The sequence below is a fragment of the Bacteroides sp. 1_1_30 genome (assembly GCF_020982715.1).
Classification (GTDB): Bacteria; Bacteroidota; Bacteroidia; order Bacteroidales; family Bacteroidaceae; genus Bacteroides; species Bacteroides xylanisolvens.
In genome coordinates this window covers 35,291-56,252 of record NZ_JAJKHN010000001.1, presented here as the reverse complement: position 1 = coordinate 56,252, position 20,962 = coordinate 35,291, and the positions used below count along the sequence as shown (strand labels likewise).

19 protein-coding genes are annotated in these 20,962 nt (G+C 43.1%); 8 read left to right on the top strand and 11 right to left on the bottom strand.

All coding sequences use genetic code 11. The annotated features are described in order from the left end of the window. The first annotated feature begins 114 nt into the window (after positions 1 to 114). The 7 genes from ndk to folE all read left to right on the top strand — a co-directional run bounded on the left by ndk (position 115) and on the right by folE (position 5,504). Complete coding sequence (gene ndk / locus LPH68_RS00255) at positions 115 to 579, top strand: nucleoside-diphosphate kinase (protein ID WP_015532309.1); 465 nt, start codon at positions 115 to 117, stop codon at positions 577 to 579. Positions 580 to 598: 19 nt separating this feature from the next. Further along, positions 599 to 1,468, top strand: coding sequence for a peptidoglycan DD-metalloendopeptidase family protein (locus tag LPH68_RS00250; protein WP_004307844.1), 870 nt, complete (start codon positions 599 to 601; stop codon positions 1,466 to 1,468). A 122-nt stretch (positions 1,469 to 1,590) separates the two neighbouring features. Beyond that, complete coding sequence (locus LPH68_RS00245) at positions 1,591 to 2,133, top strand: DUF1599 domain-containing protein (protein WP_004307845.1); 543 nt, start codon at positions 1,591 to 1,593, stop codon at positions 2,131 to 2,133. After that, positions 2,123 to 3,481: a BT_3928 family protein gene (locus tag LPH68_RS00240; RefSeq protein ID WP_151922991.1), complete on the top strand. Its 1,359-nt coding sequence runs from the start codon at positions 2,123 to 2,125 to the stop codon at positions 3,479 to 3,481. The genes LPH68_RS00245 and LPH68_RS00240 overlap by 11 nt, the downstream gene beginning before the upstream one ends. A 106-nt stretch (positions 3,482 to 3,587) precedes the next feature. Next, positions 3,588 to 4,346, top strand: a complete 759-nt coding sequence (gene tpiA / locus LPH68_RS00235; RefSeq protein WP_004307847.1) for a triose-phosphate isomerase — start codon at positions 3,588 to 3,590, stop codon at positions 4,344 to 4,346. A 110-nt stretch (positions 4,347 to 4,456) separates the two neighbouring features. Beyond that, positions 4,457 to 4,906 carry an SPOR domain-containing protein gene (locus LPH68_RS00230; RefSeq protein ID WP_015532311.1) on the top strand — a complete coding sequence of 150 codons (450 nt, stop codon included), beginning with the start codon at positions 4,457 to 4,459 and terminating at the stop codon, positions 4,904 to 4,906. 7 nt (positions 4,907 to 4,913) lie between these two features. Further along, the gene (gene folE, locus LPH68_RS00225; RefSeq protein ID WP_004324710.1) at positions 4,914 to 5,504 is read left to right on the top strand and encodes a GTP cyclohydrolase I FolE; all 591 of its coding nucleotides are present in this window, start codon (positions 4,914 to 4,916) and stop codon (positions 5,502 to 5,504) included. Between the two features lie 111 nt (positions 5,505 to 5,615). On the opposite strand, the gene dnaG is transcribed toward folE, so the two are convergent. The 9 genes from dnaG to recJ all read right to left on the bottom strand — a co-directional run bounded on the left by dnaG (position 5,616) and on the right by recJ (position 17,844). Next, positions 5,616 to 7,694 carry a DNA primase gene (dnaG, locus tag LPH68_RS00220; RefSeq protein WP_128859327.1) on the bottom strand — a complete coding sequence of 693 codons (2,079 nt, stop codon included), beginning with the start codon at positions 7,692 to 7,694 and terminating at the stop codon, positions 5,616 to 5,618. A 173-nt stretch (positions 7,695 to 7,867) separates the two neighbouring features. Continuing rightward, complete coding sequence (locus tag LPH68_RS00215; RefSeq protein WP_004307851.1) at positions 7,868 to 8,641, bottom strand: prephenate dehydrogenase/arogenate dehydrogenase family protein; 774 nt, start codon at positions 8,639 to 8,641, stop codon at positions 7,868 to 7,870. 131 nt (positions 8,642 to 8,772) lie between these two features. Then, on the bottom strand, positions 8,773 to 9,834 hold the full coding sequence (locus LPH68_RS00210) for a bifunctional 3-deoxy-7-phosphoheptulonate synthase/chorismate mutase type II (RefSeq protein ID WP_004307852.1): 1,062 nt from the start codon (positions 9,832 to 9,834) through the stop codon (positions 8,773 to 8,775). A 108-nt stretch (positions 9,835 to 9,942) separates the two neighbouring features. Beyond that, positions 9,943 to 11,121 (bottom strand): pyridoxal phosphate-dependent aminotransferase, encoded by a 1,179-nt coding sequence (locus tag LPH68_RS00205; protein ID WP_151922992.1) that lies wholly within the window; start codon positions 11,119 to 11,121, stop codon positions 9,943 to 9,945. Next, a complete protein-coding gene (locus LPH68_RS00200) occupies positions 11,096 to 11,944 on the bottom strand; it encodes a prephenate dehydratase (protein ID WP_004307854.1) in 849 nt (282 codons plus the stop codon). Before LPH68_RS00200 ends, LPH68_RS00205 begins: the two co-directional genes overlap by 26 nt. 476 nt (positions 11,945 to 12,420) lie before the next feature. Beyond that, complete coding sequence (locus LPH68_RS00195) at positions 12,421 to 12,867, bottom strand: transposase (RefSeq protein ID WP_004307855.1); 447 nt, start codon at positions 12,865 to 12,867, stop codon at positions 12,421 to 12,423. A 359-nt stretch (positions 12,868 to 13,226) separates the two neighbouring features. After that, positions 13,227 to 14,189: a tetratricopeptide repeat protein gene (locus LPH68_RS00190; protein ID WP_230296830.1), complete on the bottom strand. Its 963-nt coding sequence runs from the start codon at positions 14,187 to 14,189 to the stop codon at positions 13,227 to 13,229. Between the two features lie 39 nt (positions 14,190 to 14,228). Then, positions 14,229 to 16,133, bottom strand: a complete 1,905-nt coding sequence (locus LPH68_RS00185) for an ATP-dependent DNA helicase RecQ (protein ID WP_004311061.1) — start codon at positions 16,131 to 16,133, stop codon at positions 14,229 to 14,231. Next, on the bottom strand, positions 16,126 to 17,844 hold the full coding sequence (recJ, locus tag LPH68_RS00180; RefSeq protein WP_009038996.1) for a single-stranded-DNA-specific exonuclease RecJ: 1,719 nt from the start codon (positions 17,842 to 17,844) through the stop codon (positions 16,126 to 16,128). Before recJ ends, LPH68_RS00185 begins: the two co-directional genes overlap by 8 nt. 200 nt (positions 17,845 to 18,044) lie before the next feature. Here recJ and LPH68_RS00175 point away from each other — a divergent pair, with 200 nt between their 5' ends. Next, positions 18,045 to 18,899, top strand: coding sequence for a phosphodiester glycosidase family protein (locus tag LPH68_RS00175; protein WP_134985028.1), 855 nt, complete (start codon positions 18,045 to 18,047; stop codon positions 18,897 to 18,899). Positions 18,900 to 19,536: 637 nt separating this feature from the next. Here the strand turns inward: LPH68_RS00175 and LPH68_RS00170 are convergent. After that, positions 19,537 to 20,151 (bottom strand): hypothetical protein, encoded by a 615-nt coding sequence (locus LPH68_RS00170; RefSeq protein ID WP_134985030.1) that lies wholly within the window; start codon positions 20,149 to 20,151, stop codon positions 19,537 to 19,539. A 57-nt stretch (positions 20,152 to 20,208) separates the two neighbouring features. Further along, positions 20,209 to 20,949, bottom strand: a complete 741-nt coding sequence (locus LPH68_RS00165; RefSeq protein ID WP_151922995.1) for a hypothetical protein — start codon at positions 20,947 to 20,949, stop codon at positions 20,209 to 20,211. Between the last annotated feature and the right edge of the window lie 13 nt (positions 20,950 to 20,962).

Sequence of the window (20,962 nt, the reverse complement as noted above, 5' to 3'; positions counted from 1 at the left end):
ACTAAGCATCTGAAAAATAGTTAATAACTCTCTTGCCTTTTCATAGGAAAATACTACCTTTGGGGGAATTTTTTTAGTAAATGTATTGTTTAACCATTTGCAAAGTCGAGTATTATGCTTGAAAAAACGCTGGTCATTTTAAAACCATGTACCCTTCAACGGGGATTGGTTGGTGAGATTACTCATCTCTTTGAACGTAAAGGATTACGGTTGGCCGGCATGAAGATGATGCAACTGACTGATGAATTGTTAAGCGAACATTATGCCCACCTTAGCGGCAAACCTTTCTTTCAGCGTGTGAAAGATTCGATGATGGCAACTCCTGTCATTGTTTGTTGTTTCGAAGGTGTGGATGCTATTCAAACAGTCCGTACGTTGGCGGGACCGACTAATGGACGTTTAGCTGCTCCAGGCACCATTCGCGGGGATTACAGTATGAGCTTTCAAGAGAATATCGTTCATACATCCGATTCTCCGGAGACTGCAGCTATTGAATTAACGAGATTTTTTAAACCGGAAGAAATATTCGATTACAAGCAGGCTACATTTGATTACCTGTATGCAAACGACGAATATTAATTGAATTGACAAAGAAGGAATGAATTTTAGCATTATTAAAACAGGATTGGTCGCTGTTGCGGCTATGGTCAGTCTGAGCTCTTTCTCGCAAGACTTGATTGCCCGCCAAGCACCGATAGACAAGAAATTAAAATCAGTAGACTCTTTGGCCTTGCAGAAGCAAATCCGTGCCGAACAGTCCGAATATCCCGCCCTAAGTCTTTATCCAAACTGGAACAACCAGTATGTGCATGCTTACGGAAATGCTATTATCCCTGATACGTATACAATCGACCTGACAGGTTTCCATATGCCAACTCCAAGTACAAAAATTACTTCGCCTTTCGGTCCTCGTTGGAGAAGAATGCATAATGGGTTGGACTTGAAAGTGAATATAGGTGATACTATCGTAGCTGCTTTTGACGGTAAAGTACGTATCGTAAAATATGAGCGTAGAGGATATGGAAAATATGTCGTTATCCGTCATGATAATGGATTGGAAACAGTGTATGGTCATTTATCAAAACAATTGGTTGAAGAAAACCAATTAGTGAAAGCCGGAGAAGTAATCGGTTTGGGTGGTAACACCGGACGTTCTACTGGTTCGCATCTTCATTTCGAAACCCGCTTCCTGGGGATTGCAATTAATCCGATTTATATGTTCGACTTCCCGAAACAAGATATCGTTGCCGATACTTATACGTTCCGCAAAGCAAAAGGCGTGAAGCGTGCTGGTTCTCATGATACTCAAGTGGCTGACGGTACCATCCGTTATCACAAGGTGAAGAGTGGCGATACATTGTCCCGCATTGCTAAATTGCGTGGCGTATCAGTCAGTACACTTTGCAAACTGAACCGTATCAAACCGACTACTACTTTGCGTATCGGACAGGTTTTGCGTTGTTCATAAAAAATATAGCTTATAAAACAGTAATACAATATCTTTAGGAGAGGGCACTTTAATATAATTTAGAGTGCCCTCTTTCTGTTTTTACTTAATTATTGTTACCTTTGCGCACTATTTGGAAGAAGATGAAAGATACCAAGCAACAATTTGAACATGTCATCGCTTTGTGCCGTGACTTATTTTCCAAGAAGCTGCACGATTACGGGCCTGCATGGCGTATCCTGCGTCCGGCTTCGGTGACTGACCAGATTTTTATTAAAGCCAATCGGATTCGAAGTATTGAAACCAAAGGAGTAACCCTGATTGACGAGGGAATCCGTGCCGAGTTTATTGCGATTGTCAATTATGGCATCATCGGACTTATCCAGTTGGAACTGGGGTATGCCGAGTCTGCCGACATCAGCAATGAAGAAGCGATGGCTTTGTACGATAAGTATGCAAAAGAGGCATTAGAACTGATGCTTGCCAAGAATCATGATTATGATGAAGCCTGGCGGAGCATGCGTGTCAGCTCTTACACAGACTTGATTCTGATGAAAATCTACCGTACCAAGCAGATTGAGAGCTTGGCCGGCAATACATTGGTGTCAGAAGGTATTGATGCCAATTATATGGATATGATTAATTACTCTGTTTTCGGACTGATTAAGATAGAATTTGAAGGATAAGAACTTACATATCATTCAGGAGGTAGTGGCGAATATGTGTCGCTTTCTTTTGGCGGCATCGTTCATCTTTTCCGGATTTGTAAAGGCAGTTGATCCGCTGGGTTTCCAGTATAAGATACAGGATTATCTGACTGCATTCGGAATGGCTTCCTGGTTCCCTTCATTCTTCCCTTTATTGGGAGGTATCGTTTTATCCGCCGTTGAGTTTTTTATAGGTATCTCTTTGTTCTTTGCAACAAGAAGAACATTGGCTACCTCATTGGCTTTGATGCTGATGATTTTCATGACGCCACTGACCTTGTATCTTGCCATCTTTGATCCGGTTTCAGACTGCGGTTGTTTTGGTGATGCCTGGGTGTTGACAAATTGGGAAACATTTGGAAAGAATATCATTCTGCTATTTGCGGCAATAATGGCTTTCCGTCACAGGAGGATGCTGATTCGTTTTATCAGTGTGAAGATGGAGTGGCTGGTTTCTCTTTATACGCTGTTTTTTGTGTTTACTTTATCGTTCTATTGTCTGGACCGTTTGCCTGTTTTAGACTTTCGTCCTTACAAGATCGGAAAGAATATCCTGGAAGGAATGACAATGCCCGAAGGAGCCAAACCAAGCGTATATGAAAGCATCTTTATCCTGGAGAAGAACGGAGAGCAGAAAGAATTTACGTTGGATAACTATCCGGATAGTACCTGGACATTTGTCGATACGCGTACCATCCTTAAGGAAAAAGGATATGAACCGGCTATTCACGATTTCTCTATGATAGATCTGAATACGGGGGAAGATATAACAAACGATGTATTGACAGATATAGGATATACTTTCCTGTTGGTTGCCCATCGGATTGAAGAGGCGGATGATAGTAACATTGATTTGATTAATGAGATATATGACTATTCGGTGGAGCATGGCTACAAATTCTATTGCCTCACTTCTTCACCGGAGGAACAGATAGAATTGTGGAAGGACAAGACAGGAGCCGAATATCCTTTCTGCCAAATGGATGATATAACATTGAAGACGATGGTTCGCTCTAACCCGGGATTGATGTTGATTAAGAACGGAACCATTCTGAATAAATGGAGCGATGAGGATATACCGGATGAATACGTACTGACGGACAAACTGGAGAATCTGCCGCTAGGAAAGCAGAAAGTGAGCAGTGACGCTCATACGGTAGGATATGTCTTCCTGTGGTTTGTTATTCCATTGTTGTTAGTGCTTGGGGTGGATGTGTTGGTCGTTCGCCGCCGGGAACGGAAAACCGCGAAGCGGAAGCAACAAGAAGAAGAGATAAAAAGCAAAGAACCGGAAACAAAGAATCAAGGAATAGAAGAACAAGAATAAGAAAAAATGATAACGAGCGACCCTCTGTAACGAACACTAACCTGAATCGTTCAATCGTCAATCGTCCAATCGTAAATTTATTAACCCTTTAAAATAAAAAAACAAAATGAGAAAGAACATTGTTGCAGGAAACTGGAAAATGAACAAAACCCTTCAAGAGGGTATCGCTTTGGCTAAAGAACTGAACGAAGCATTGGCTAACGAAAAGCCTAACTGTGATGTAATCATCTGTACTCCGTTCATCCACCTGGCTTCTGTTACTCCGTTGGTAGACGCTGCTAAGATTGGTGTAGGTGCTGAAAACTGTGCAGACAAAGCATCAGGTGCTTATACAGGTGAAGTTTCTGCTGAAATGGTTGCTTCTACTGGTGCAAAATATGTAATTCTGGGACACTCTGAACGTCGTGCATACTACGGTGAAACAGTTGCTATCCTTGAAGAAAAAGTAAAATTGGCTTTGGCTAACGGTCTGACTCCGATTTTCTGTATCGGTGAAGTGTTGGAAGAACGCGAAGCTAACAAGCAAAACGAAGTAGTAGCTGCACAAATGGAATCTGTATTCTCTCTGTCGGCTGAAGACTTCTCTAAGATTGTATTGGCTTACGAACCGGTTTGGGCTATTGGTACAGGTAAAACTGCTTCTCCTGAACAAGCACAGGAAATCCATGCCTTCATTCGTTCTATCGTAGCTGACAAGTATGGCAAAGAAATCGCAGACAATACTTCTATCCTTTACGGTGGTAGCTGCAAACCTTCTAACGCTAAAGAACTGTTCGCTAACCCGGACGTTGATGGTGGTTTGATTGGTGGTGCTGCTCTGAAAGTATCTGATTTCAAAGGTATCATTGATGCTTTTAACGCATAATTAAAACTTCTTTCAGGCACGGATTTCACGGATTACACGGTATAGTTTAGTCCAAGAGATTTCGAAAACTGTGTAACCCGCGTAATCCGTGCCTAAATATTATTTATAGAATGAGAAAACTAGCTTTACTTACTTTGTTGTTGGTATTGGCAGTTGTCGGTGTACAGGCACAGGGCATTGTCAAAAGTCTGGAACGTAACGTTCCGGGACAAGGAAAGGTGACTATTCATCAAGATCCCCGTATTGAGGCTCTGATAGGGATGGAACGTCCTGCAACAGGTGAACAGAAAGTAATAAAGACTTCCGGGTTCAGAATACAGGCGTATGCCGGTAACAATACTCGTCAGGCTAAGAATGATGCTTATCATGTAGCATCACGCGTTAAAGAGTATTTCCCTGAATTGACAGTATATACTTCGTTCAATCCACCTCGTTGGCTTTGTCGTGTAGGTGATTTCCGGAGCATTGAAGAGGCGGACGCAATGATGCGTCGGTTGAAGGCTACCGGTGTGTTCAAAGAGGTTTCTATTGTAAGAGACCAGATCAATATTCCTTTATAATTGTATCATGTTAGAAAAAGAAGAAATTGTTTCTCCGAATCTGGAGGAGTTGAAGAGTCATTATCGTAGTATTATAACTTTGTTGGGTGAAGATGCCGAACGGGAAGGATTATTGAAAACTCCGGAACGGGTGGCTAAAGCAATGTTAAGCTTGACGAAAGGGTATCACATGGATCCTCATGAAGTGCTTCGCTCTGCTAAATTCCAGGAAGAATACAGTCAGATGGTGATTGTGAAAGATATCGATTTCTTCTCCCTTTGCGAACATCACATGTTGCCGTTCTACGGGAAGGCACACGTGGCTTATATTCCTAACGGCTATATCACCGGGTTGAGCAAGATAGCCCGTGTAGTCGATATATTCTCTCATCGCCTGCAAGTGCAGGAACGCATGACACTGCAAATCAAAGAGTGTATTCAGGAAACACTGAATCCGTTGGGTGTAATGGTGGTAGTGGAAGCCAAACACATGTGTATGCAGATGCGTGGTGTAGAAAAACAAAACTCTATTACTACTACTTCGGATTTTACCGGGGCTTTCAATCAGGCAAAAACTCGTGAAGAGTTTATGAATCTGATTCAACACGGGACTTTGTAGAGAAAACCTGGTAGGAGACGTTATTTGGTTTCGGTATCGGGGAAGGCAGGCTTCGGTACCGATGAAGAGGGGGGGGCACCGATGAAGACATCTCTCGGCACCGATGAGGAATCATCGCAGAACAACCCTGTCACCCAATCGTTTTGCCATGATGCTTTGTACGGTCTTCAACTCATTAAAGCGTTTCATAAGCGAATCACATTTTTCATTATCATGGGCGAGAGCAGGATCTTGCAGGGCATAAAGCATGTGCTTCAATTCCTCTGTTACAATTGCATATTTGAAGTTAATCATTAACATCGGAACCATTTCATAGAGACGCTCTTCATCTGTTACGATCTTTTGGGATTTGGAGTGGTATTTACTAAGCTGATACCGCACATTAATCAAATCCACACTCAATTTACTGATTACCGGATCAGGATGTGCCAGAAAATAACGTTCAGCAATGAAATTGGAATCATGCATGTGTGCAGCAGCTTCCGATAACATTTGGCGGTGCAACGGATTATGAAAAGCTAACTCATCTTCTTTTAAATCATTAATCACATATTCTATAACGGTTACCGGAATCTCGTTTCCTTCTTCATCAGTCAGGTTACACATGATTTTTTCTCCATAACGAACTACCGCTTGTAATATCAGCCGTTCGAATTTGTAGAATTCTTGTCCTTCCTTTCCTTCCTGGGGGATAAAAGATGCATAGTTGTCTTCCTGCAGAGCGGGAGGAACCTCTGTATATCCGTTATCTATTTCAGGGGGCAACGGAATATCTCCGTTGGGCATCGGAGCATTTTCAGGCGGTGTCCCTTGAGACATTGTAGCTGTTCTTTCAGCCATCCGGCGTTCCCGTTCCGTCTGTTCAGCTCGTTTCTCTGCTTGAGTTTCCCGTCTTTTGGCAACTTCCGATACCAACAGCTTATCTTCTACATGAAGTAGCTGTGCACATTCTTTGATATAGACATCTCTGACAATCGCTTCCGGGATAACAGAAATACTTTGCACCAAGTTACCAATCAGTTCCGCACGCTTGATGGGATCTTTTCCTGCATCCTCCAGCAGCAAGTTTGTTTTGAAGCGGATAAAGTCCGTTTCATGTTCAGAGATGAAAGCCTGGAATTCCGTTGAGTTATGTTTGCGGGCAAAAGAGTCCGGGTCGTCCCCATCGGGAAGAAGACAGACTTTGATATTCATACCTTCCTCCAATAACATGTCAATTCCCCGGATAGAGGCCTTGATACCCGCTGCGTCACCATCGTAAAGCACAGTCATATTGTTGGTGAACCGGTGAATCATACGGATTTGTCCCGGTGTAAGGGCTGTTCCCGAAGAAGCAACCACATTCTCTATACCGGATTGATGCATGGAGATTACATCCGTGTAACCTTCAACCAAAAAACAACGGTCTTGTTTTACAATAGCCTGTTTGGCAAAATATATACCGTATAATTCGTTACTTTTATGATAGATTTCCGATTCGGGTGAATTGACGTATTTTACTTTAACCCCTTTCGTTGCACTGGCAAGTACACGTCCGCCAAAAGCCACCACTTTACCGGAAAGCGTATGGACAGGGAAAATTACACGTCCCCAAAAACGATCTCGCAATCGGTGGTCGTCCGTTTCGTAGCAAAGTCCGGTTTTTACCAGATACTCTTTTTTATATCCTTTTTGGATTGCCTCTTTGGCGAATGCATCGTGACTTTCAGTACAGTAGCCTAGTTGGAATTTCTCAATAATGTCATCGCGAAAACCACGGTTGCGGAAATAAGCCATACCGATGCTACGCCCGTCTATATGATTTTTTAGTATGTTTTGGAAATAATCGCGCGCAAAGTTATTGACGATAAACAGACTTTCACGTTCGCTTTGCACAAACTTCTCTTCATCGCTTAATTCCCGCTCCTTGATTTCAATATTGTATTTCTTGGCAAGGTACTTCAGCGCTTCCGGATATGACATCTGCTCGTGCTCCATAATGAAATGCACTGCGTTTCCACCTTTTCCACAAGCAAAACATTTGCATAATCCCTTGGCGGGAGAGACATAAAAAGAAGGGGTTTTATCACTATGGAACGGACACAAACCGACGTAATTGACACCACGTTTGCGCAGGGTGACAAAATCTGAAACGACATCCATAATTTGTGCCGCGTCCAATATTCGGTCTATGGTAACTTGATCTATCATTCTTTCTCCTGTGAATCCGTTTTTGCGGATACAAAGGTACACATAAAAAAATCCCCTGCAAACAAAAAAGTATGCAGAGGATCGTAAAATCTTGCCTATATAAGGGATGGTTCTGTAACCGGAGAGGCACACGGAAGATTATTATTTCCCCTGATCCCTCTCTATATAATGGATTATTTAATCTTCTCCCGAATCTTAGTCAGATACTTTTTCATTCCTTCCGCATCTTTGTTCTCAATAATTTCGAGAAGATTTTTCAACTCCGTGCGGATATTGGCTACCTGTCCCGGAGTGCGTGGGTTGAACAGGATTTCCTGAAGCAGGTAGTCGTCTTCGCTTAATAGGCCTTTGGCAATTGCCATGTGCTTCTTGAACGTAGTTCCCGGAGCTTCCTGATGTTTCATTACGGCAGCAAATACAAAAGTCGATACGAACGGAATAGAAAGCGAGTAAGCTACTGTTTCGTCGTGTTCGTCGAACGTATATTCGAAGATGTTCAAACGCAATGTCTGATAGAGATCTTTGAAGAATATTTTTCCCAGGTGGTCTCCTTCACTGATGATGATGGCATTTTCGCTGCTTAGATTACTAAGACTAGCAAAAGTAGGGCCAAACATCGGGTGGCTGGAGACATAACGGAAACCGCTTTCTTCATAAAACTTCTTCAGTCCTGTTTTTACAGAGGCAATGTCACTAATGATACAGTCTTTCGGTAACACAGGCAATACTTTATGAAAGGCATCCAGCGTGTACTTCACTGTAACGGCATTAATAACCAGTTCCGGTTCAAAGTCCTTAATCTCCTCCAATGTGGTGAAACGATACGTGTTATAGACAAAACGCAACTGGTGCGGGTTGACGTCGAACACGGCCGTCTCATGTTGAAAGCTTAATATATCAGTAAAGAAAGAGCCCATTTTGCCGGCTCCAAGGATTAATATTCTCATAATGTTTATTTAAAAATCCTTTCCCTAACCTTCTCCCAAGGAGAACAGACTAAAAGTTACTCTTGTCAATATGAACAGTAAGGTTACTTTCTTTCCTCTCTTTGGAAGAGGGTTAGTGGAGAGGCTGCTTTTTATTTATTAATAATTTCCATCTGTTGACGAACCGATTCTTCGTGGATGGCTTCGAAAATTTTCTTCATAAACTCGCTGTCCATACCACACTGTTCGCCCTGCGCGCCACGTTTTTCCAAGATTTCATTGTAACGTCCGGCTTGAAGAACGGTGATTCCATGCTCTTTTTTGTAAGTACCGATTTCGCGGGCTACGCGCATTCTTTTTGATAGTTCCTGAATGATATTGTCGTCACATTCGTCAATTTGTTTACGGAGTTGTGCCAGACTTTCGGTAGATTGCGTTTCAGTACGGATCACCAGTAGATTGAGGATATAGTCGAGTACGTCCGGAGTAACCTGTTGAGACGCATCACTCCAAGCACAGTCCGGATTGCAGTGGCTTTCTACGATCAGACCGTCGAAGTTCAAGTCCATCGCCTGTTGGCAAAGCGGAGCTACTAACTCACGTTTTCCACCGATATGACTCGGATCACAGAAAATCGGAAGATTAGGGATACGGCGGCGCAGTTCGATAGGAATATGCCATTGGGGAAGATTACGGTAGATCTTCTTGTCATAGCTGCTGAAACCACGGTGGATAGCCCCCAGGCGTTTCAAACCAGCGTTGTTGATACGTTCCAGTGCTCCGATCCATAATTCGAGATCCGGGTTCACCGGGTTCTTAACCAATACGGGGATATCAACACCTTTCAGCGCATCAGCGATTTCCTGTACGGCGAAGGGATTGGCAGTGGTACGCGCACCTACCCAAAGAATATCGATGCCCGCTTTCAGACATTCGTAAACATGTTTGGCTGTTGCTACTTCCGTAGAAACATACATTCCTGTTTCTTTCTTTACCTCTTTCAACCAGGCAAGACCTTCTACGCCGATACCTTCGAAACCTCCCGGTTTGGTACGCGGTTTCCAGATGCCGGCACGATATATTTTCTGTCCTTTTGCAGCCAGTTGTTTGGCTGTATCCATTACTTGTTCTTCAGTTTCTGCGCTACAAGGGCCGGCAATGACAATCGGTCTTTTAGCTTCAATGCCCGGTAATAAAATTGATTCGAGTTCCATATTCTTATTTGTTTTTATTCTTTTAATAACTTGTTTTCGTTGAAATTATTCTGTCTCATTATGCTGCTGTTTTCTTCTCTTTTTCTTTGAAGAGAGAACAACAGAAACCTATATTCTTTTTATTCTTTCCAGTGCTTCCGCCAACTTATTGTCTTTGCAACAAAGAGAGATACGAATATATCTTGCTCCGTTACTGCCGAAAATAAATCCCGGAGTGATAAACACTCTTGCTTCATGCAATACCTTTTCCGTTAGCTCCTCTACATCCTTGCAGGAAGCGGGAATCTTTCCCCAAAGGAACATTCCTACTTGTTTTTCGTCGTAGGTGCATCCCAATGTTTTCATAATTTCACCGGCGAGGTGACGACGGTTGCGATAGTTTTCGTTATTGCCTTCATACCAGTCTGCTTCTGCTTCAAGAGCAGTTGCTGCAGCTAGTTGCATGGCACGGAACATACCGCTGTCGATATTACTTTTCACTTTCAATATCCATTGTACGAATTCTGCGTTCGATGCCAACATACCGATACGCCAGCCGGGCATATTGTGACTCTTGCTCATAGAGTTGAACTCGATGCAACAGTCTTTGGCTCCCGGCACACTTAGAATACTGATAGGCTTATCGTTCAGGATAAAGCTGTACGGATTGTCGTTCACAATCACGATATTCTTTCGGCGGGCAAAATCAACAAGGCGCTCATAGATTTCCGGAGTAGCATTGGCTCCTGTCGGCATATTCGGGTAGTTGGTCCACATCAGTTTTACACGACTAAGATCCATCTTTTCCAGTGCCTCAAAGTCGGGCATCCAACCGTCTTCTTCTTTCAGGTCATAGTTGATAACTTCCGCGCCAAGTATTTTACTTAAAGAAGTATAGGTGGGGTATCCCGGATTCGGGACTAACACCTGCTCACCCGGATTGACAAATGCCAGCGTAACATGGAGGATTCCTTCTTTCGAACCGATCAATGGTTGTATTTCCGTATTCGGATTCAGTTCCACTCGGTACCAGCGTTGATACCAATTGGCGAAACCTTTGCGCAGTTCGGGGATACCTACATACGGTTGATAACCGTGTCCGTTGGGATCATGAGCATTGTTGCACAATGTTTCGATGGTTTCCTTCGAAGGAGGCATATCGGGGCTTCCGATACCGAGGCTGATGACATCTTTTCCTTCAGCATTCATCTGTGCTACCTCTTTAAGTTTCTTTGAGAAGTAGTATTCGCTAACACTTGCCAATCTGTCGGCAGGAGCGATTTTATACGTTTGACTTTCCTTCTGCATATTCGCCTAATAATTTAAGTTCTTTGGTTAATGGAGTGATTGCGGCAATAGATTGCTTGTATCTTAGATAATCGTTGAAAGCCACATCTACGTAAAATTGGTATTCCCATTCCCGTCCGATGATTGGCAACGATTGGATTTTTGTCAGATTGATATTATAGAACGATAGAATAGACAAAACCTGTGACAGACTACCTTCTGTGTGCGGAAGAGTGAATACCATACTCGCTTTGTTGGTTGCGTTGACATGATGTTGGCGGAGTTCGTCCACTTGCCAGGGATCGGCAACTACCAGAAAACGGGTGAAGTTGTGTTTGTTCGTTTCAATGCCTTCCTGAAGAATTTTCATGCCGTAACGTTCGGCTGCTGCTTTGGAGCAGATAGCGGCATGGCCTTTCAGACTTTCATTCTTGATGATTTCCGCGCTGCGGGCAGTATCTTCACCTTCCACTACTTTCAACTGTGGGTGCTGATTCAGAAATTCGCGACATTGCATCAGGGCGATAGGGTGGGAGTTGACTTCAGTCAGGTCTTCCCAACTCTCATCAGGGAGACAGACGAAGCTGTGCGAGATACGCAGTTTGTATTCACCGATGATTTGTGTGCCGCTTTGTCGCAGCAACTCATTGTTGTGCAGCAAGCTTCCCGCAATTGTATTCTCGATGGCTAGCATTCCGATAACCTGGCTGTCTTTTCGTATCGAAGTAAACACGTCTTCGAAGTTGGCACAACAGATTAACTCTATTTCTTCTCCCTCGAAGTACTTGTGTGCGGCGATATCATGATATGAGCCGAGTGTTCCTTGAATTGCTATCTTTTTCATTGTTCTAATGTATTATATAAAAAAATCCCGCGTCCATATTGGAGCGGGATTCATATGATTGATTTCTCTATTCAGTCCTTAAGCATCACTGTCACTTGATACATACAAACTCCCGCTCTACTTTGTTGCTAAAGTAAAAGTAAAAAAAGAAGTAATATGCATAAGTAAATGATTTCATTCGAATCTTTGTTTTTTGCTTTGGTTTCTAATTCTGGGGCAAAAGTAATAATTTTCTGTTAGATGCAAACAAAAAACGATATTTTTTTTGTTTTTTCATCAAAAACAAATGAAAAGGTCATTCTGTTTTGAGCTTTACATGTCGTCTTTCTCTGGTTTGCGTGTAGCCTTTTCTTTCATTAAGGCTGAAAGCCTTCTATTATATAGCGTAGGGCATCGCCCTACGTAAAAGCATACACCTAACATAAGCCCTGAAAGGGCGGGACTACTTGGACGTTTACGTCTTTCATAGTATGATTCTATATAAACTCTTCATTATATTCAACCTGATATTCTTTTAGAAACATTTTCAGTTCATCTTGGAAGGTCATTTTTTTGTGATGCTCTTTTTGTCCCAGAATATATCGAGTTACAGTCTCAACTTTTGATTGACTGACTGAGAAAGCTCCATATCCTTCTTGCCAGGAGAAATCATGATATGAGGGTCCTAAACTTTTTATCCATTTTGACGAACTACGTTTTACTTCTTCTACCATTTTGGATAATGCGATGTTTTTGTTGAGAATACATAGGATATGTATATGATTGGTAAATCCGCCTACTATGATAGGTGGGCAGTCTATGTTTTTCAGAATGCCGGAGATGTATTTGGATATTTCTGATAATTTATCCTCGTTTATACTGTCCTTCCTGTATTTAGTGCTGAAAGTCAGATGAATATAGTTCTTTGATAGGGATTGTGGCATATAGTTAGTTCATGTTCCGCCCTTTCAGGGCTTGTATTTGGGTTTTATAAATACGTAGGGCGATGCCCTACGCTATATAATGGAAGGCTTTCAGCCTTATCAATGTTGATGTCAATCTGTCCTGATAGTTTCTACGCTATATAATGGAAGGCTTTCAGCCTTATCAATGTTGATGTCAATCCGTCCTGATAGTTTCTACGCTATATAATGGAAGGCTTTCAGCTTTATCAATGTTGATGTCAATCCGTCCTGATAGTTTCTACACTATATAATGGAAGACTTTCAGCTTATCAAGCTGATATCAATCCGTCGTTTCTGATAGTTCCTACACTATATAATGATAGGCTTTCGGTCTTATTTTAAAAGATTCCCGGCAGTGCCTCCGGTTTCGGTCCCAAGTTTTTGAATTCTCCATTCAGACCAGCTTCCTCCTTCGGATTCAGTTCCAAAGACTTCTTCATGTCCTCTACAGAACCATCCTTATCACCATTCAGCAATTTAGCACGTCCGCGTTCTTTGTAGGCCTCTGCAAAGTTCGGATTCAGTTCGATGGCTTCATCAAACAGTCCGATGGCTTCCGTCAGCTTCTTCTGATTGATATAAAGTTGTCCTAAATAAAGGTAAGCCTGTTCGTTGAACGGGTTTATTTCCGTCACCAGTTTGTAATCCTCTTCCGCTTCCTCGCCCTGACCGTTGGATTCTTTCACTTTTCCACGCAGGAGCATGGCAGTTTCTTCCTCCGGATTTTGAGCAAGTACGGCGTCTATATCCTCCATCATTTCTTTATACTGTTTCAGGTTCAGCAAAGCTTCTGCACGTAGCAGGCGGGCTTCGATGAAATCGTCTTTCAAAGTGATCGCTTTGGTGAGATGGGCAATGGTCATTAGGTCGTCGTTTTGTCCCTTACGGGCTTTTCCTAGCAGATAATGAGCTACGGCATTTCCTTCCTCAATGGCAATTGCTTTATTGGCAGCCTCTTCCATGGCCTGATAATCTTCCTGGATAAAGCATACATTTGCCAGTGTCAGGAAAGTACTCGTGAGATGAGGTTCCATGGCAGCCATTTTTTCCAACAGTTCGCGGGCTTTTGCCGTTTCTCCCATCTGAATGTAGAGTTGGCTAAGATAGCCCATTGTTTCAAACTCTTCCTGAATGGCAAGAGCTTCTGTAAAACATTTTACTGCATAATCCGGACGTCCCATGCGTTGCGCACGTAAACCGTCGTATTTAAAAATCTCGAAATTTTTCTGATCGTTTTTCTGATTTTCACTTTCCGGAGTTTCCGACTTACCGGAGAAGAAAGATTTAAAAAAGTTCGGCATGACTGTGTTATTTTTGAGTTACCTTGCAAAGGTAGTAACTTATTTTGAAATATGTATCATTCCATCCTGCATCTTCCATTCACCTTCCTCCAATAAATATTGGATGACTTCACTGACTCTCTCTTTCTCCGCTTCTATTTTCTCGGCTATTTCTGCCGGCGTATGCGGTTTTTGGGCAAGTAATTCTGCTATTTTCTTTTTCAGTTCTTCAAGAGACTCCCCGGTCAGCGTATCTGTTGCACGGTGACTAAGGCAAACATCACATTGTCCGCAGTTATGCTCGTTTTTCTCTCCGAAGTAGCGGAGCAGCATCCGGCTTCGGCACACATTCTCCGAAATGACATATTCTTCCATCGCCTTGATGCGAGCTTCATACCGGGCTTTACGCTCTTCGTAGACAGCAGGGGGGATGTGCACAAAACGAAGTTCCTGCCGTTCGCGTGTATATATAATATAAGGAGTCTTTTTGTGCGGAATATAATCTACGATGCGACGTTTGGTAAGCGTGACCAATATGTTATAAATCTGTTCGCGGGTCAGTCCGGTACGTACGGACAGGGTGGCTTCGCTGATATAGGCATAATCGGTGAACACTCCGGTGTAAGAACGGAGAATCATCTGTATCAGAGCTTCCGCTTCCGTTCCCATTTCCCGCAGTTTGTACAGTTCGTCCCGGCGAATCGTAAAAAGAATACGGGAAGCGTTGTCCTGTTCGTCCGTATATTCCAGATAACCTGCTTGAGTCAGTATCTTCAGCGCACTGTCTACCGGAACCGGGAAGTATTTGAACTTCCGGCAAAACTCTTCCAGGTTAAATTCACGTACACATTGGAAACCGTCGCCCATTGCCATCTGATAGTAATATTGCAGATGCTCGTACACATTGAGGATATATTCTTTATCGGGAAAAGTATCCACTACACGCCTGTGTAACGTCGTTCTGTCCGTTTTAGTATATAAGATTACGGCATACGCTTTCTCACCGTCTCTTCCTGCACGTCCGGCTTCCTGAAAGTAGGCTTCGAGAGAATCAGGGAGGTCAAGATGTAATACGATACGCACATCAGGCTTATCGATCCCCATGCCAAAGGCATTGGTAGCTACCATCACGCGAACTTCTCCGCTTTGCCAGCGTTTTTGACGGAGGTCCTTTACGGCATTATCCAGTCCGGCGTGATAAAAGTCGGCGGTGATATCTTCATTTACCAGTAATTCGGTGATTTCTTTGGTCCGTCGTCTGTTGCGGACATAGATAATGGCGCTGCCCGGTACCTTTCGTAAGATATGCAACAGTTCTTGAGTCTTGTTATCCGTTTGCCGTACCATATACGCCAGGTTTTTCCGCTCGAAACTCATGCGGAAAACATTCTCTTCACGGAAATCCAAGCGAGCTTGAATATCTTTCACCACTTCCGGAGTGGCGGTGGCGGTCAGTGCCAGTACCGGAATTCCCGGTAACAGCGCCCGTATCTCGGCAATTTTCAGGTAAGCGGGGCGGAAGTCATATCCCCATTGTGAGATACAGTGACTTTCGTCAACCGTAATCATAGAGACTTTCATCGACCGCAGTTTGGTGCGGAATATGTCCGTGTCCAGACGTTCCGGAGAAATATAGAGGAATTTGTAATCACCGAAGATGCAGTTTTCAAGTGCAGTGAGAATTTCCTGCCGCGTCATGCCGGAATATACGGCAAGGGCTTTGATACCGCGTTTGCGGAGGTTCTGCACCTGGTCTTTCATCAGGGCGATGAGCGGAGTGATGACAATGCAAATCCCTTCCTGGGCGAGAGCAGGCACTTGAAAGGTGATGGACTTACCGCCTCCCGTAGGCATGAGCCCCAGTGTATCTTTGCCTTCGCCGATACTGGTGATGATCTCCTCCTGCAAGTCGCGGAAGGAGTCATATCCCCAATATTGTTTTAATATCTCCTGATACTTATTCAATCGGCTTTATATCCTCGATTTGAAGTTGAACTTCGCCACGCTTGTGCGTGTTTTCTTCAATGGTGTAACAGATGTCGAACGAACGTTTCGTTTTGATATAGCGCACGTGCGAACTCTGTCCGAACGCGATACCGTTCATTACATTATTCGATTTATTATCAACCAGTTCGAGCTTGATATGTTCCTGGTCGCGTCCCACTACTTTACTCGTTCCATAATCATAGACGTGATGAGTGCAGAAAATGGGTTTCGTGTTGTCGGGGCCGAAAGGATTAAACTTTTTCAGGTCGTTGAAGAACTTGGAAGAAATATCCCTGAAGTCGATTTCAGCATCAATTTCGATGACGGCACTGGTTTGTTCCGGCAGGATATGCCGTGAAACGTAGTCTTCGAACCGTTTGGTAAAAGCATCCACATTCTCCACTTTCATTGATAGTCCGGCGGCGTATGTATGTCCTCCGAAGTTCTCCAACAGGTCGCGGCAATGCTCGATTGCTTTATATACGTCGAAGCCGGAAACAGAACGTGCGGAACCTGTCGCCATGTCATCCGTTCGTGTCAATACCACGGCAGGGCGGTAATACACTTCCGTCAGACGGGAAGCTACGATGCCGATCACTCCTTTGTGCCATTCTTCGTTGTAGAGCACAATAGAGCGGCGGTCGGCTAATCCTTCCAGATTGGCAACGATGTTGTTTGCTTCCTCCGTCATACTCTTGTCGAGGTCTTTCCGGGTTTCGTTGTACTGGTTGATTTGTCCGGCTTTCTCAAGTGCCACCGAGAAGTCTTTTTCCGTCAGCAGGTCTACTGCTTCTTTTCCGTTCTGGATACGTCCCGACGCATTGATGCGCGGTCCGATTTTAAACACAATATCGCTGACAGTGATTTCTTTTTCAGAAAGTCCGCATACATCGATAATGGCCTTCATACCGATACTCGGGTTACTGTTCAGTTGTTTCAGACCGTGGTAGGCGAGAATACGGTTTTCACCCATAATCGGAACGATGTCCGATGCGATACTCACGGCTACGATGTCGAGCAACGGAATCAGATGATGGAATTCGATACCGTTACTAATGGCGAACGCCTGCATAAACTTGAAACCGACTCCACAACCGGAAAGGTGGGTGTACGGGTACGTGTTGTCCAGGCGTTTGGCGTTCAATATAGCTACGGCAGGCGGGAGAATATCATCCGGCACGTGATGGTCGCAAATGATAAAGTCAATCCCTTTTTCTTTGGCATACGTGATTTCCTCTACTGCTTTTATTCCGCAATCGAGTACAATAATCAGTCCCACACCGGTTTCAGCGGCGTAGTCCACTCCTTTTTTAGAAATGCCATACCCTTCGTTGTAGCGGTCGGGTATGTAGTAATCAAGGTTCGAATAGAACTGTTGAATAAACTTGTAGACCAATGCCACGGCAGTAGTACCGTCTACGTCATAATCTCCATAAATTAGAATACGTTCTTTCTTTCCCATCGCCCTGTTCAGACGTTCTACTGCAATATCCATATCCTTCATCAGGAACGGATCGTGCAGGTCGGGCAACTGCGGGCGGAAAAACTTCTTGGCATCTGCTGCCTTCGTAATTCCCCGCTGTACCAAAAGTTGTCCAAGAATCGGGCTAATCCCTAATTCCTGGGCCAATGTCTGGCTTGTCTCTGCCTGTTCGGGTGTAATGGGTCGATAATTCCATTTGTGATTCATTTTATATATTGTTTTTTCTTTTTCTGTTCTCAAGGGTTGGAAAGGCACTTCTTCCCAACAAGGGGTAAAAGTACGAAAAAAAGCGGAAGTGTATAGTAGATAAGACGAAAATATTTCAAGGCTGACTTTTTGGAGGCTGATTTCTTTTGCCTATCTTTGTAAAAAGTGCAAAGAATTAAATTTGTGAGATTTCTCTGTTTATGATAAAAAGAAACTTGTTAATCGCTATCCTGATTTTATGTTCTATCGGAATAATAAAAGGGCAAACTGTGTCGGATTCACTGGCGATCATGTCTGCCCGATGGAAAGTGGAAAGTCCTCAAAAAGGAATAATTCATAAGTATGCTTCTATCCCTCGATTATATCAAGGGACCCAGTCTGTTAGTCTGATAGAAATAGACCCCGGCGCAGGTTTGAAAGTCGATATTGCCGTTTCGGGTGAGATGAAAGAGACGAGCCGGATTGCTTCAGAACATCGTGGTATTGCAGCAATTAATGGTTCCTACTTTGATATGAAGCGGGGAAATTCGGTTTGTTTCCTGAAAGTGGGCAATCAGGTTGTTGACACAACCACTTTGAGCGAATGTAAACTGCGTGTCACAGGAGCTATGCATGTACATAAAGGGAAGATAAAGTTAATTCCCTGGAGCAGGCAGATAGAAAAAGAATACAAAGGGGAAACAGGTATAGTACTTGCTTCCGGTCCGCTAATGCTGAAAGACGGACAGATTTGCGATTGGAATTCATGTGGCACGAATTTTATCCGAACCAAGCATCCTCGTAGTGCTGTTGCCACCACTAAGGAGGGGAAAATATTGTTGATAACCGTAGACGGACGTTTCCCGGAGCAAGCCGAAGGAGTGAATATTCCGGAACTGGCACATTTGATTCGTATTTTAGGAGGTGAGGATGCGTTAAATTTGGATGGAGGCGGGTCTACTACCCTTTGGCTGTCCGGTGCATCGGATGATGGAGTCGTCAATTATCCTTGTGATAATGGGCGGTTTGACCATGCTGGGGAGCGTAAGGTGCCTAATATTCTTTATATTCATTAATACTACTCTTTAATGAGAGTATTTATTTAGCTCAATAACGGATGGGAGAGTGCTTCATCCAACTGTTTTACAGTTATGAGCATAATTGTGATATATTCCTTCCTCCATAAAGTTGAAAAAACATTGAAGTATCTGCCACCTGCAACAAAACGCGTATAATATATTAGTTTACAACTAGTTGTAGCGTTGCAGATACCTGTTGCAGATGCGTTGCAGATAGAGTATCTGCCACACTGTATAATCCATACATAAACCTATTTCCTATGAGTACGAAAGTTTATTAAATGCATTAAACTCCAGTTTCCAGGCGGGGAACTGGAGTTTCCGGTATTAGAAACTGTAGTTTCCACGGTAGGAAACGAGCGTTTCCAAGGCAGGAAACGACAGTTCCTATGTATGGAAACTGCCGTTTCTCCGTCTGGATACCAAAACTATCTTATAGCTTTACATATAGAAACCAAGCGGTTTTCTTTGGTTATATAACGCGTTGCAGATACTTTATCTGCAACGTATCTGCCGCAGGTATCTGCAACGCTCCAACTATTTGTCAGCTAGTGTATTACGCGCTTTTTGTTGCAGGTGGCAGATACTTCTATGTTTTTTCAACTTTATAGTAGGCAAATGTGGTTCAAGCCAGTTAGTCTTTTATCTTGTGCAACTTCGCCTTTTTGATAAAGAACTTGGCTAATTCTCTTCCTGCTTTGGCATACGTTTCCTGAACGCGATACCCGGAAGTGAAATCAGTACCCCAAAAGTTGTTGGCAGAAGCATTACGGATTCTGATAGAGGCTACTTGCTCACCCGTTTCAATCTTCTTCACTTTGCAGCTTAGGTCGACAGATGCATTCTGACGCATGACACCCACATTCCAACCCGGCTCGGTGAAGTCTGTATTGATTTCGATTCGATATTGAGCGCCTTCCGTACCTGCTGTGATACCAACTTCGCTCATATATTTATCGAAAAGTTCCAAGAACTTTGGCTCAAATCGTTCTTTACGGTCGCCATACCAGGCAGCTTTCCATTGATCTCCTTTGCCCTCTTCTTTTGCATTATATTCGGAGCTCTTTTTATCTACATATTCGCTTTCTGTTAGTTTTCCTACCAGCATTTCATCATAAGAGAAAGTGAATTGTATCACTTGTTGGTCCTTGATGAAGTCGATAGTTCCTGAAGTCATAACAATGCTTTGCGCAAATGAAAATGCAGTAATGCAGCTCAATAGTAGAAGTGTTGTGATAGTCTTCTTCATGGTTCGAATTTGATTTATTGTTTGTTTGTTGTTAAAAGGTACAGACAAACAGTAGATTTAGAATTCAAAACCGAATCTGACCCCTACTCCGTGTAACTCCCATGTATCGTCATAACTGGAATGGTAATAATAACCTCCGGAACTGTAACCATAATCTGTTGAGATCTCATAATCCTGGAAGTTATACATCAAAGCTAAATTCAAGGCCTTTTTCCCTTTTAAAGAAAAACGTACTCCTACTCCTATCGAAGCATACGCTCCTTCTATGTCTCCTACAGCATATCCGGTTTTTACATCGGCAAAAGGCGTCACTCTTTTGTTGATGAAGTTAGCCCTGAAGTTAGCATAGATTGGCGCAGCAACAAGATCTGCATCTGTATAGTAGTTGAGAGCAACACCACCACCAACGAAGAAATAATTATTGAATTGATAACCGTGTGAGGTTGATAATTCAATTTTGGAGGCATTGTAGTCGCTGACATCACCGATGTATGCAAAGTCCACGAAACCTTTATAGCCTTTTAATGTATTTCTTGCGGCTTTGCGGTTGTTGGCCTCTTTGCGGTAATCTCTTGTATACCGTTCTTCTTTAGTGATTTTCTCCACATCACTCATCTGACAGATGATGAGGCTGCCATCACTTGTTTTAATTTTTAAGGAAACATTGGGCACTTGCTCAATGATAACCCCTTTGATAATGCTGCCATTCTTTAAATACACTACTTCTGTGTAATTTTGTGCTGCGACATAAGTACTGATACTTAACAGTAAAGTCAGCAATAATAGTAGTTTTCTCATGTTTATATATATT

Bases quoted from the DNA above. Each gene is read 5' to 3' on its own strand.
- LPH68_RS00190 (WP_230296830.1), bottom strand. From the start codon at position 14,189: ATGCCGAACTTTTTTAAATCTTTCTTCTCCGGTAAGTCGGAAACTCCG.
- LPH68_RS00215 (WP_004307851.1), bottom strand. From the start codon at position 8,641: ATGAGAATATTAATCCTTGGAGCCGGCAAAATGGGCTCTTTCTTTACT.
- ndk (WP_015532309.1), top strand. From the start codon at position 115: ATGCTTGAAAAAACGCTGGTCATTTTAAAACCATGTACCCTTCAACGG.
- recJ (WP_009038996.1), bottom strand. From the start codon at position 17,844: ATGAATCACAAATGGAATTATCGACCCATTACACCCGAACAGGCAGAG.
- LPH68_RS00245 (WP_004307845.1), top strand. From the start codon at position 1,591: ATGAAAGATACCAAGCAACAATTTGAACATGTCATCGCTTTGTGCCGT.
- LPH68_RS00165 (WP_151922995.1), bottom strand. From the start codon at position 20,949: ATGAGAAAACTACTATTATTGCTGACTTTACTGTTAAGTATCAGTACT.
- LPH68_RS00170 (WP_134985030.1), bottom strand. From the start codon at position 20,151: ATGAAGAAGACTATCACAACACTTCTACTATTGAGCTGCATTACTGCA.
- folE (WP_004324710.1), top strand. From the start codon at position 4,914: ATGTTAGAAAAAGAAGAAATTGTTTCTCCGAATCTGGAGGAGTTGAAG.
- LPH68_RS00250 (WP_004307844.1), top strand. From the start codon at position 599: ATGAATTTTAGCATTATTAAAACAGGATTGGTCGCTGTTGCGGCTATG.
- LPH68_RS00195 (WP_004307855.1), bottom strand. From the start codon at position 12,867: ATGCCACAATCCCTATCAAAGAACTATATTCATCTGACTTTCAGCACT.
- dnaG (WP_128859327.1), bottom strand. From the start codon at position 7,694: ATGATAGATCAAGTTACCATAGACCGAATATTGGACGCGGCACAAATT.
- LPH68_RS00210 (WP_004307852.1), bottom strand. From the start codon at position 9,834: ATGGAACTCGAATCAATTTTATTACCGGGCATTGAAGCTAAAAGACCG.
- LPH68_RS00205 (WP_151922992.1), bottom strand. From the start codon at position 11,121: ATGCAGAAGGAAAGTCAAACGTATAAAATCGCTCCTGCCGACAGATTG.
- tpiA (WP_004307847.1), top strand. From the start codon at position 3,588: ATGAGAAAGAACATTGTTGCAGGAAACTGGAAAATGAACAAAACCCTT.
- LPH68_RS00175 (WP_134985028.1), top strand. From the start codon at position 18,045: ATGATAAAAAGAAACTTGTTAATCGCTATCCTGATTTTATGTTCTATC.
- LPH68_RS00230 (WP_015532311.1), top strand. From the start codon at position 4,457: ATGAGAAAACTAGCTTTACTTACTTTGTTGTTGGTATTGGCAGTTGTC.
- LPH68_RS00200 (WP_004307854.1), bottom strand. From the start codon at position 11,944: ATGAAAAAGATAGCAATTCAAGGAACACTCGGCTCATATCATGATATC.